The sequence below is a fragment of the Rhodococcus sp. MS13 genome (genome assembly GCF_013277835.1).
Classification (GTDB): domain Bacteria; phylum Actinomycetota; class Actinomycetes; order Mycobacteriales; family Mycobacteriaceae; genus Rhodococcus_F; species Rhodococcus_F erythropolis.
The window spans coordinates 795,550-807,028 of record NZ_VBTL01000004.1 but is presented as its reverse complement, the minus strand read 5'-3'; the positions used below and the strand labels follow the sequence as shown (position 1 = coordinate 807,028).

The 11,479-nt window shown below is 63.3% G+C and carries 10 protein-coding genes; 9 read left to right on the top strand and 1 reads right to left on the bottom strand.

Translation table 11 applies throughout. The features are described 5' to 3' along the window. Window position 1 precedes the first annotated feature (1 nt). From FEZ59_RS12340 to FEZ59_RS12300, 9 genes are all read left to right on the top strand, one after another. Window positions 2–784, top strand: a complete 783-nt coding sequence (locus FEZ59_RS12340) for an SDR family oxidoreductase (RefSeq protein WP_019745700.1) — start codon at window positions 2–4, stop codon at window positions 782–784. Further along, window positions 777–1,811, top strand: a complete 1,035-nt coding sequence (locus tag FEZ59_RS12335; protein ID WP_084325450.1) for a phosphotransferase family protein — start codon at window positions 777–779, stop codon at window positions 1,809–1,811. The genes FEZ59_RS12340 and FEZ59_RS12335 overlap by 8 nt, the downstream gene beginning before the upstream one ends. A gap of 45 nt (window positions 1,812–1,856) precedes the next feature. Beyond that, a complete protein-coding gene (gene fabG, locus FEZ59_RS12330; RefSeq protein ID WP_020909429.1) occupies window positions 1,857–2,615 on the top strand; it encodes a 3-oxoacyl-ACP reductase FabG in 759 nt (252 codons plus the stop codon). A gap of 34 nt (window positions 2,616–2,649) precedes the next feature. Continuing rightward, window positions 2,650–3,843: an acyl-CoA dehydrogenase family protein gene (locus FEZ59_RS12325; RefSeq protein ID WP_134998936.1), complete on the top strand. Its 1,194-nt coding sequence runs from the start codon at window positions 2,650–2,652 to the stop codon at window positions 3,841–3,843. After that, the gene (locus FEZ59_RS12320; RefSeq protein ID WP_021345810.1) at window positions 3,840–4,937 is read left to right on the top strand and encodes an acyl-CoA dehydrogenase family protein; all 1,098 of its coding nucleotides are present in this window, start codon (window positions 3,840–3,842) and stop codon (window positions 4,935–4,937) included. Before FEZ59_RS12325 ends, FEZ59_RS12320 begins: the two co-directional genes overlap by 4 nt. A 31-nt stretch (window positions 4,938–4,968) precedes the next feature. Further along, a complete protein-coding gene (locus tag FEZ59_RS12315; RefSeq protein WP_003943088.1) occupies window positions 4,969–5,952 on the top strand; it encodes an NADPH:quinone oxidoreductase family protein in 984 nt (327 codons plus the stop codon). 79 nt (window positions 5,953–6,031) lie between these two features. Beyond that, window positions 6,032–7,231 carry an acetyl-CoA C-acyltransferase gene (locus FEZ59_RS12310; protein WP_029256469.1) on the top strand — a complete coding sequence of 400 codons (1,200 nt, stop codon included), beginning with the start codon at window positions 6,032–6,034 and terminating at the stop codon, window positions 7,229–7,231. Next, complete coding sequence (locus tag FEZ59_RS12305) at window positions 7,228–8,013, top strand: RhlG family 3-oxoacyl-ACP reductase (RefSeq protein WP_172932687.1); 786 nt, start codon at window positions 7,228–7,230, stop codon at window positions 8,011–8,013. The genes FEZ59_RS12310 and FEZ59_RS12305 overlap by 4 nt, the downstream gene beginning before the upstream one ends. A 173-nt stretch (window positions 8,014–8,186) precedes the next feature. Next, entirely contained in the window at window positions 8,187–9,386 is a 1,200-nt protein-coding gene (locus tag FEZ59_RS12300) for a DUF4185 domain-containing protein (protein ID WP_134998935.1), read from the top strand. A gap of 38 nt (window positions 9,387–9,424) precedes the next feature. Here FEZ59_RS12300 and FEZ59_RS12295 read toward each other — a convergent pair whose 3' ends face one another. Continuing rightward, window positions 9,425–11,464 (bottom strand): YhgE/Pip domain-containing protein, encoded by a 2,040-nt coding sequence (locus tag FEZ59_RS12295; protein ID WP_172932686.1) that lies wholly within the window; start codon window positions 11,462–11,464, stop codon window positions 9,425–9,427. Window positions 11,465–11,479: the final 15 nt, after the last annotated feature.

Genomic DNA, 11,479 nt, shown 5'->3' with positions numbered 1-11,479 from the left:
CATGGCAGGACTGGATCTCACCGGTAAGACGGCAATCGTCACAGGCGCATCGCGGGGCATCGGCCTCGCGACCGCGCAGGCGATTGCGGCGGCGGGCGGAAACGTCGTACTGACTTCGCGCTCACAGGAATCCGCAGATGCGGCTGCCGCGCAGGTGAACGGCAACGCGATCGGCGTCGGCGCTCACGCGACGGACGAGGATGCTGCCAGCAAGTGCGTCGAGCAGACGATCGAGCGTTTCGGCAGTCTCGACATCTTGGTGAACAACGCGGGCACCAACCCGTCGTTCGGGCCGATCATCAACCAGGATCACTCGCGCTTCGCCAAGACCTTCGACGTCAACGTGTGGGCTCCAGTCCTGTGGACCGGCCTGGCAGCGCGGGCCTGGATGGGCGAGCACGGTGGTTCCGTGGTCAACACCGCCTCGATCGGCGGCATGGCGTTCGAGGCCGGGATCGGCACGTACAACGCGTCGAAGGCTGCTCTGATCCACATCACCAAGCAGTTGGCGCTCGAGTTGTCACCGAAGATTCGTGTCAACGCCGTTGCTCCGGGAGTGGTGAGAACCAAACTCGCCGAAGCTCTGTGGAAAGAACATGAAGAAGCGGTGTCCGCGTCGACCGCTCTCGGACGCATCGGTGAACCCGAGGACGTGGCCGCTGCCATCGCCTTCCTGGTTTCGGATGCAGCCCAGTGGATCACCGGAGAGATCATGACCATCGACGGTGGCCAGTTGTTGGGTGATGCACTCCCGTTCCGGCAGGGAGCGTCCGTCGGTGGCTAGCGTCGGAGTAGTGGGACTCGATACCGAAGCGGTCACCGGGTGGATAGCAGGCCTGGGGATCGACTTCACCGGGCCGTTGTCCTTCGATCGAATCGGCCTGGGGCAGTCGAATCTCACGTACCTGGTTCGCGATCAAGACGGCAATCGCTGGGTGCTACGACGCCCACCGCTGGGGCACCTGCTGGCCTCGGCTCACGACGTGGCGCGCGAAGCTCGAATCTTGAGCGCTCTCGAATCCACCGACGTGCCTTCGCCGCGAGTATTCGGGTTGACCGAGGATCCAGCTGTCACCGAAGTTCCGCTGCTCCTCATGGAATTCGTGGACGGCGAAGTGGTGGACCGAATGCCTCTTGCGGAGGCGTTGTCGGAAGATCGTCGCCGGGCAATCGGAATCTCGCTCGCTCAGACGCTGGCGAAGATACACGCCGTCGACCTCGAGCAGGCCGGTCTCGACGACCTGGCAAGCCACAAGCCTTACGCTGCACGGCAGCTGAAGCGCTGGGGCGGACAGTGGGAACAGTCGAAGACGCGGGAATGTCCTGACCTGGACGATCTCACCCGACGTCTCATTGCAGCTCAGCCGGCTCACACCGAAACCACGTTGGTGCACGGCGACTTTCACCTACGCAACGTGATCACCTCCGCTGAGAACGGCGAAGTTGTCGCGGCCCTCGACTGGGAACTCTGCACACTCGGTGATCCGTTGGCCGATGTCGGAAGCTTGTTGGCGTACTGGCCGGCGGCCGGGGAGGACACTGGTGGCGATTTCCCGGCGTCAGCGCTCCCGGGATTCCCTTCGCGAGAGGAGATCTCCCGGATCTATCTCGAGGCCACCGGACGGGATCCGGCTGCGCTGAAGTTCTGGCACACCTTGGGGCTGTGGAAGATCGCCGTGATCGCCGAGGGCGTGATGCGTCGCGCCCGCGACGAACCGCAGAATGCCGCCGAGAGCGGAACTCCCACAGTGGAACGTATTGACGCCTTGGTAGCCAAAGCCAGGGAAATTGCAGATCAGGCCGGGATCTGACGAGATCGTCCGGTGTCCGTCGAATCACGAAATTATGGAGGGCCAGTGAGCCAGGAACGTAGAACCGCAATTGTCACGGGTGCAGCACGCGGAATCGGTGCGGCAGTGGCCAAGCGACTGTCGGAAGACGGCTTTGCCGTTGCCGTGCTGGACCTCGACGAAGCAGCGTGTGCCGGAACCGTCGACGCGATCAAGGCCGCAGGCGGCCAAGCACTGGCCGTGGGCGCTGACGTCTCCGACGAGGCTTCGGTTGCTGCAGCGGTGGATCGTGTGGCCGCAGAACTCGGTGCACCTACCGTGCTGATCAACAATGCCGGCATCACTCGCGACAACCTTCTGTTCAAGATGAGCGTCGCCGAGTGGGATTCGGTGATGAACGTCCATCTGCGCGGAGCGTTCCTCATGTCGCGTGCGGTGCAGAAGTACATGGTGGAAGCGAAGTTCGGCCGCATCGTGAACCTCTCGAGCACGTCGGCTCTCGGCAACCGCGGACAGGTCAACTACTCCGCAGCCAAGGCCGGCATGCAGGGATTCACCAAGACATTGGCCTTCGAATTGGGCAAGTTCGGCGTCACCGCCAACGCCATTGCCCCCGGATTCATCGAAACCGAGATGACCGCCGCAACGGCAGAGCGCATGGGAGTCGGCTTCGAGGACTTCAAGACCGCTGCCGCTTCGCAGATTCCGGTCAACCGCGTCGGTCAGCCCGAGGACATCGCGCACACCGCGTCGTTCTTCGTCAGTGAAGGCGCGGGCTTCGTTTCCGGTCAGGTCGTCTACGTCGCCGGTGGACCCAAGGACTGACCGTCCGCTCACCGCTCGAACCGAAGGAATGGGCATGGCTTTCGACGAAGAGGCAGTATCGCGTGATCTCACCGAAAAGGTGAACACGCTTCTCGCGGAGAACGATCCGAACAGTGTGTCGGTGTCGGATTTCCTCGGCGCACGATTCGACGCCGGACTGGCGTGGGTTCATTTCCCCGAAGGTCATGGGGGACTCGGTGTACCGCAGAGCTTTCAGCGTCAGGTGAACGCTCAGCTGGAGGCCGCCGGCGCACCCGGCCCGGCCACCGGCAAGAACGGCATCGGACTGGGCATGGCGGCACCGACCATCGCCGCCTTCGGTGCCGAGGAGCAGAAGCAGAAGTTCCTGCGCCCGTTGTGGACTGCGGAGACGGTCTACTGCCAGCTGTTCAGTGAACCGGGCGCAGGGTCGGACCTCGCGGCCGTCGCTACCCGCGCCGTCCGCGACGGCGACGACTGGATAGTCAACGGGCAGAAGGTATGGACGTCGGGCGCGCAGAATGCGCAGCTGGCGATTCTCGTGGCCAGGACCGATCCGTCACGTTCCAAGCATGCGGGTCTGAGCTACTTCATCTGCGACATGACCGACCCGGGCGTCGATGTCCGGCCGCTGCGTCAGATCACCGGCGAGGCCGAATTCAACGAGGTATTCCTCACGGACGTCAGGATTCCGGACGCCAATCGCCTCGGAGCCGAAGGCCAGGGGTGGAAGGTTGCGACAACCACCCTGAACAACGAGCGTGTTGCCATCGGTTCGGGCGCACCGCGTGAGGGAGGCATGATCGGAAAGGTCGCTCAGGCCTGGCGTGACGAGCCCGAGCTGCGTAATCCGGCGATGCACGACGAGTTGATGCGGCTCTGGACCGAATCCGAAGTTGCGCGTCTGACCGGTGAGCGACTGCGCCAGCAGCTCGCCGCCGGCCAGCCTGGCCCCGAAGGCTCGGGAATGAAGCTCGCGTTTGCCGGTTTGGCTCAGCAGATTTCGGGTTTCGACCTCGAGCTGCACGGCGAAGCCGGTCTGCGCTACGACGACTGGACGCTGCGTCGACCGGATTCCGTCGACTTCACCGGGCGTGAACCCGGATACCGGTACCTGCGAGCCAAGGGCAATTCGATCGAGGGCGGAACGTCGGAGATCCTGCGCAACGTCATCGCAGAACGTGTACTCGGGTTGCCGCCCGAGCATCGCGTCGACAAGGACATCGCCTGGAAGGACCTACCCCGATGAGCGCCGATCTGCTGTACTCCGAGACCGAACAAGATCTGCGAGCTAGCGTCAGACGACTGCTGAGCGAGCGGGCCGGCGCCGACACCGTGGTCACGGCGTACGACGACGTGTCCGCCGACTTCACCGGGCTGTGGAAGTCGCTGGCGTCGGAACTCGGTTTGGCGGGACTGCTGGTACCCGAGGAACTGGGCGGTGCAGGTGCGTCGACGCGTGAGGCGGCGGTCGTGATGGAGGAGATCGGACGTGCGGTCGCTCCCGTTCCGTTCTTCACCAGCGCGGTGCTGGCGACGACGGCGTTGCTGAAGGCCGGCGAGACCGAGGTGCTCGGTCAATTGGCAGCGGGGGATTCGACGGCTGCTCTGGTCGTCCCGTTGTCCACTGCACCAGGAACTTTCACACCTACTGTCAAGGTAACGGCGAGTGGACTCGTCGGCAGCGTCACGACGGTTGCCGGCGTCGCCGAGTCCGATGTTCTTGTTGTTCCGGTTGCCGGTGAGAGCGGCCTTGAGCTGCACACCGTTCGGATCGCCGACGCTACCGTCACGCCGGTTCTGTCCCTGGACATGACGCGCCGATTGGCGGACGTCGAGTTCTCGGGTTCGTCGTCGGTCCGTGTCGACAGCGGCAATGCGGCGCAAGCGGTCGAGGAAGCGTTGCTCTGCGGAAGCGCACTTCTGGCGTCCGAACAGTTCGCTGTAGCTCAGTGGTGCCTCGAAACGACTCTCGCGTATGTGAAGGAGCGCAAGCAGTTCGGCCGGGCGATCGGTTCGTACCAGGCGATCAAGCACCGCCTCGCCGATCTCTGGCTCGAAGTCAGCTCCTCGGGAGCGGCAGCACGATATGCGGCGGACACCTATGCGCGCGGCGACGCCGATGCGGCGATCGCAGCGACGGTGGCCCAGGCATTCTGCAGCGGCGTCGCGGTTCATGCTGCGGAGGAATGCGTCCAACTTCATGGTGGTATCGGAATGACGTGGGAGTATCCGGCGCACCTGTACCTCAAACGGGCGAAGAGCGATCAGCTGTCGCTGGGAACCGCGTATCAGCATCGGGCACGCCTCGCCGAGTTGGTCGACCTCCCGATCTCGTCCTGAAACTCACCCACTATCTGTCTGGAGAATTGCTGTGAAGGCTTGGCGCGTCAACGAACTCGGTCAACCCCGCGATGTGCTCGCGTTGGAGGAGACCGCGGATCCCACCCCGAATGCGACGGAGATGTTGGTCAAGGTGCTGGCGGCTCCGGCCAACTTCCCCGACGTCCTCATGTGCCGGGGTGAGTACCAGATCAAGCCGCCGCTGCCCTTCACACCCGGTGTCGAACTGTGTGGTGAAGTGGTCTCGGTCGGTGAATCGGTGACCAAGTTCGCAGTGGGGGACCGGGTGATCGGTAATCCGAGTCTGCCGTCCGGCGGATTCGCCGAGTACTCGGTACTGGATCAGAACAACACGTTCCCGGCGCCGTCGGCTCTCGACGACGCGGAAGCATCCGCTCTGAGCATCGGCTATCAGACAGCGTGGTTCGCTCTGCATCGCCGCACCCAACTGCTCGAGGGTGAGACGTTGTTGGTCCACGCTGCTGCGGGTGGTGTCGGTAGTGCGGCAGTGCAACTCGGCAAGGCGGCAGGCGCCAAGGTCATCGGTGTCGTCGGCGGCCCGGACAAGGCCGAGTACGCGCGCAAGCTCGGCGCAGACCTCGTCGTAGACCGTCACAGTGAAGACTTCGTGGCAGCGGTCAAGGAGTTCACCGGCGGCAAGGGCGCCGACGTGGTCTTCGATCCGGTCGGCGGCGACGCCTACGCGAAGTCCACCAAGTGCATCGCCTTCGAGGGACGGATCGTCATCATCGGCTTCGCCGGTGGCACGATCCCGCAGCCGGCCCTCAATCACGCTCTCATCAAGAACTATTCGATCATCGGACTGCACTGGGGGCTGTACAAGGCCTACAACCAGCAGGCCATCGACGACTGCCACGTCGAGCTCACCAGGCTCGCCGATGCCGGCTTGGTCAAACCACTGATCAGTGAGCGGTTGTCGTTGACGGACGTTGCCGACGGTATCGGTCGCCTCGGCGACGGCACCACTGTCGGTCGCGTCGTTTTCCAGCCCTGATTCTTGCTGTGCGCCTTTATTAACCCCCGGCGGTTAATAAAGGCGCACAGCACTTCGTGTTCGACGAAAGGTTTCCCCGATGAGGCAAGCTGTCATCGTTTCCACCGCCCGTACCCCGATCGGTAAGGCGTACCGCGGCGCGTTCAACAACACTCAGGCTCAAGAGCTTGCTGCACATGCCATTTCGAATGCAGTTCAGCGCGCGGGCCTCGAGGGCGGCGAGGTCGAGGACGTCATCCTCGGCGCCGCGCTGCAGCAGGGATCTTCCGGCGGCAACGTCGCACGGCAAGCGGTGCTGCGGGCCGGGCTTCCGGACTCGGTTTCCGGAATGACGATCGATCGTCAGTGCTCGTCCGGGCTCATGGCCATCGCGACCGCAGCAAAGCAGATCGTGGACGACGGAATGCAGATCGCGGTCGGCGGCGGAGTCGAATCGATCTCGTTGGTCCAGAACGATCATATGAACAACTTCCGCGCGGCTGATCCGTGGCTGAAGGAAAACAAGCCGTCGATCTACATGCCGATGCTGCACACGGCCGAGATCGTCGCCGAGCGCTACGGAGTGACCCGCGAGCAGCAGGACGAGTTCGCGCTCGTCTCGCAGCAGCGAACCGCAGCAGCTCAGAACGCAGGTCGGTTCGATCTCGAGATCGTCCCGCTGCCCTCGATCAAGCAGGTGCAGGACAAGGAGACGGGTGAGATCCGCAGCGAGTCCGTGACGCTGACCCTGGACGAAGGCAACCGCGCTTCCACCACATTGGAAGGGCTGTCGAGTTTGCGACCGGTTCTGGCCGACGGGACTGTCAGTGCGCATTCCTCCATCACTGCGGGCAACTCGTCTCAGCTCTCGGACGGTGCCTCCGCTTCGGTGCTGATGGAGGCAGGCGAGGCGGAACGCCGCGGGTTGGCTCCTCTCGGTATCTACCGTGGGATGGCTGTCGCGGGTTGTGCTCCCGACGAGATGGGCATCGGACCGGTGTTCGCGATTCCGCGTCTGCTGGATCTTCACGGACTGAAGGTCGACGACATCGATCTCTGGGAACTCAACGAGGCCTTCGCCTCTCAGGCCCTGTACTGCCGCGACAAGCTCGGGATCGATCCCGAGAAGTACAACGTCGACGGCGGCGGTATCTCCGTCGGCCATCCGTACGGAATGACGGGTGCTCGTCTGGTCGGCCATGCTCTTCTGGAAGGAAAACGGCGCGGAGCCAAGCTCGTGGTGGTGACCATGTGCATCGGCGGCGGCATGGGTGCTGCCGGGCTTTTCGAGGTCGCATGAGCTTGATCGAGGGACTGTTCGACGTCAGTGGCAAGACCGTTGTGGTCACCGGTGGATCACGCGGCATCGGATACATGATCGCTCGCGGATTTGTCGAAGGCGGAGCGACGGTCGTCATTTCGGCCCGAAAAGCCGAAGCCTGTGACGAAGCCGCGCGAGAGCTTTCGGAGTTCGGCACCTGCATTTCGCATCCGGCCGATCTGTCCACGGACGAGGGGATCGAGAGCCTCGCTGCGAAGGTCGCCGAGATTTCGCCGACGCTCGACGTACTGGTCAACAACGCCGGTGCCACGTGGGGAGCTTCCGTCGACGATTTTCCGGCCGCCGGCTTCGACAAGATTTTCGACATCAATGTCAAGGCAATCTTCCTCTTGACGCAGAAGCTGTTGCCGCAGTTGCGTTCTGCAGCCACTGCGGAAGATCCCGCGCGCGTGATCAATATCGGATCGATCGACGGACTCGTGGTGTCGGGTTCGGAGAACTTCTCGTACGGAGCCAGTAAGGCTGCGGTGCACATGTTGACGCGCAAGCTCGCGGCAACGCTTGCGGGGGAACAGATCACGGTCAATGCCATTGCGCCGGGCCCGTTCCCGTCGAAGATGATGGCATTCCTCCTCGAGGACGAGCAAAGTGCAAAGGCTGTGGCAGACTCGGTCCCGTTGGGCAGGGTCGGAACTCCCCAGGATGCTGCAGGTCTTGCCATTTTCCTGGCTTCACGTGCCGGGGCTTATCTGACCGGCGCGGTGATTCCACTCGACGGCGGTGCGAGCGGAGCGCGCTGACCTACTGACTGATCTTCTCTGTCCGAAAAGGCCTGAAAGTCTGAACTACTATGACTTTCAGGCCTTTTCGCGTCTTTGTCTGATTGGGTTATCTGTGACTGCAGTTGCTAGATTGTCCGAGGTTCGGGGGGAACGACGACGACAACACCAACAATCCCGGCCATGGGGGAGTCATGTTTCGCGCGGGGAGATCGTTGGGGGTGTTCGGGGTAGTTGCTGCTCTGGCAGCTGCTGCCGTCACGGCGGTGGCTTCGCCGGCGATGGCTGCGCCGGGATGCGTCGGAGTCAGTGGCGTCGGTAGTAGTGGAGGTCCGGCCAATGCGGCGCCGTGGCTCAACGGCAACACCGGAGGGTTGCCAGGTCTGTCCGGTCGTACTACCGCGATCGAAAAAATCACCGGCACATACAGTCCCAACAAGACGGTTGATCGCTTCAATGTCCTGGGAACCGACCTGGGCATCATGTGGGACAACGGTGCGGGGCAGATTCTGACCGCTTTCGGCGATACCACCGGGCTCAGTCGTAACCCCACCTGCGACGGTTTGGTGGGCGAGTGGCGAAGTAATGTGCTCTTCCGCAGCTCGGATCGGGTACTCGCCGACGGGATGCGCATCGACAGCGCGCCGAAGGACGGTACCGGTCAGGCGCGTGAGATCATCTCCGGTCTGAAGATTCCGGGCGTCGAGGCTTCCAGTATCCCCACGAGCGGCATAGCAGTGAACGGTGTGCAGTATCTGAGCTACATGTCGGTGCGCAACTGGGGCGAGGCCGGGCAGTGGAGTACAAACTACTCACAGATTGCCACCTCCTCGGACAACGGCGAGACGTGGACCACGCGTCCGGAGACGCTGCGCCCCAACATCGGTGGGGTTCTTCCCGCGGGTGTCGCCCCCGTCGCCGGTAGCGAGAACTTCCAGATGAGCTCGATGGTGAAGGACGGCGGGTTCGTCTACAACTACGGAACCCCCGCGGGACGATCCGGCGAGGTTCGACTTTCTCGCGCGCCCGAGGGGGCGATCCTCGATCTTTCCGCCTACGAGTACTGGAACGGAAACGGCTGGATCCGTGCCGATCCCGCTGCGGCCGTACCCGTCATGGACGGCCGCATCGGGGAGATCTCCGTTCAGTACAACGAGTTCCTCGGCAAGTTCGTGGCGATGTACGCCGACGCGTTCAGTTCGATCGTGATGCGAACCGCTACCAGTCCGGTCGGTCCGTGGACGGCACCGGAAACATTGGTCAATCTGGTCGAGGTTCCCGGTATCTACGCTGCATACATCCACCCGTGGTCCAGTGGTTCGGATCTGTACTTCCTTGCCACCACGTGGGCCGACTACAACGTCATGTTGATGCGTACGACGCTCGTTCGCTGATCCGACTCACGTTTGCGCTGACTCAGGTTTGCGCCGAGTTACATTTGCGTTGGTTGGAGGTACACGATCTCCTCGGTGATCGGCGCGTCGTCATCGGCGTCGGTCGGCGGTTCTTGTCGGCGGCGCCACCAGATGGTGAACAAGACGGCTCCGATCACCAAGGCAGCCAGAGCGATTACCGCCACCCAGAATTTCGGCCCGTAGTATCCGACTAGGACCATACGCATGGCGTTGCGCGCCCACGTGAGTGGCATCAGAGCGTGCAGCCACTGCAGAACCGTCGGCATCTGTTCGATGGGGTACACCGCGCCGAAGGCGAAGATCTGAATCATCAAGGCGCCCAAAGCGATGAAGGTTCCGTTGACGGCTCCGAACACAACGGTGAAGAGCCTGCCCGAGCTGACCGCGGCGGCACCCACCAGGATCATCACTGCGATCATCGCCAGAACACTAGGTGGTTCGACGTTTGCCACGGTCAGTGACACCACCGACAACACGAGCGCCGCGACCAAGGTGACCAGGGCGGGAATGCGGTAGCGGCGCAGCCCCTCACGCACCACGCTGGTGTTCGAGTTCAGTGAACGTCCGCGTCGTGGACGGACGACGAACCACGTGAGAATTCCGCACAGGAACAGTGCCACCGAGATTACGGCAGGGACGGCTCCCGGTCCGAAACCGGCTGCGGGATAGTTGTTCCGCGCGTCGACGGCAACCGGGGACGAGAGCAGATTGGCTGTGGTGGCGCGTTCGTCGTCCGAGAACTGCGGCACCTGGGCGGCGCCGTCGGACAAACCGGTGGCGAGTTCTGCGCTGCCCGCGTCGAGCTCGCCGACGCCGGCCGATAGCTGCCCGAGACCGTCACGGAGCGCAATACTTCCGGTGTCCAACTGCCCGAGGCCGGTGGAGAGTTCCAGTGCGCCGGTAGAGAGTTGGCCTGCGCCGTCGGACAGTTGGCCTAGTCCCGTGTTGAGTTCACCTGCACCGGCCGCCGCGGCAAGAAGCCCGCCACGGTAGTCGCTGCTCGGATCGGTGAGTTGGCGCGAGATCTCCCGCGCACCGTCGCGAAGCTGGCCGAGCTGACCGATCACGTCGTCGTCCGACGGTTGTGCAGTCAGGGAAGCCCGCAGTCCATCCAGGGCTTCGACGAGTCCGGCGGAGACCGGATCAGCCGAGTTTCGAAGCATCGACGTGAGGGCGTCGATCTGACCGACGACGGCGTCCGAGGACCCCGCGAGGTCGAGTACCGGGGTGGTGACCATGTCGACCACTTCGCTGATCTGAAGGGCTCCTGCGCCGAGTTCGTCGGTTCCCCCGACCAACTGGTTGAGTCCGCTGCTCAGCTCGCCCGAGCCTGCAGCAGCTTCGTTCGCTCCAGCAGCCAGCTCGCCGGCTCCGGCGGCCAGCTCCTTGCCGCCTTGATTCGCTTCACCCATGCCGGTGGCGAGTTCCTTGCTTCCGGCGTAGAGCTCGTTGGTTCCGGCGAGTGCTTCGGAGGATCCGTCGGAGAGTTGTTGCGCGCCAGCGGCTGCTTCACCGAATCCTGTTCCGAGTTCACCCAACCCGACCAGCACCTGGTCGATGGACTGCTCGCCGATCGACTCGGAGACCGCCGAGCGCACCTGAGCGATGATGCTTTCACCGACCGGGCCGGCGACCAGACTGTTGTAATCGTTGTACAAGACGTCGAGTTCGGCCTTGCGGCCCGAACCCGATGCGGCACTGGCCACGTCTGCGCTGAAAGTCTTGGGAATGACGACCGAGAAGTAGTAGGTGCCGTCGTTGACGCCGTCGGCGGCTTCCTGTTCCGAGACGACCTTCCATGCAACGTCTCCGCTCTCGACGAGCGCGGCAACAACTTCATCGCCGGCTTGCAGACGTGTTCCGTCGAGTTCTGTGCCGGCATCGGCGTTGACGATGGCGACGGGCAAGCGGTTGACCGTGTCGCCCGGATCCCACAGTGCCCACATGTAGAACGCCGCAATCGACAGCGGTGCGATGACGAGGACAGCGAGAACTGTCCGGATGATGTGCGTGCGTCGCGTCGTGGCCGCGTTGTCGACTACGGGTTGTGGCGCCATGTGGAGCTCTCTTCT

What these genes read in the sequence shown, in the direction of transcription:
- FEZ59_RS12320 (WP_021345810.1), top strand. Translation starts at nt 3,840, where the DNA reads ATGAGCGCCGATCTGCTGTACTCCGAGACCGAACAAGATCTGCGAGCT.
- FEZ59_RS12300 (WP_134998935.1), top strand. Translation starts at nt 8,187, where the DNA reads ATGTTTCGCGCGGGGAGATCGTTGGGGGTGTTCGGGGTAGTTGCTGCT.
- FEZ59_RS12295 (WP_172932686.1), bottom strand. Translation starts at nt 11,464, where the DNA reads ATGGCGCCACAACCCGTAGTCGACAACGCGGCCACGACGCGACGCACG.
- FEZ59_RS12325 (WP_134998936.1), top strand. Translation starts at nt 2,650, where the DNA reads ATGGCTTTCGACGAAGAGGCAGTATCGCGTGATCTCACCGAAAAGGTG.
- FEZ59_RS12305 (WP_172932687.1), top strand. Translation starts at nt 7,228, where the DNA reads ATGAGCTTGATCGAGGGACTGTTCGACGTCAGTGGCAAGACCGTTGTG.
- FEZ59_RS12310 (WP_029256469.1), top strand. Translation starts at nt 6,032, where the DNA reads ATGAGGCAAGCTGTCATCGTTTCCACCGCCCGTACCCCGATCGGTAAG.
- FEZ59_RS12340 (WP_019745700.1), top strand. Translation starts at nt 2, where the DNA reads ATGGCAGGACTGGATCTCACCGGTAAGACGGCAATCGTCACAGGCGCA.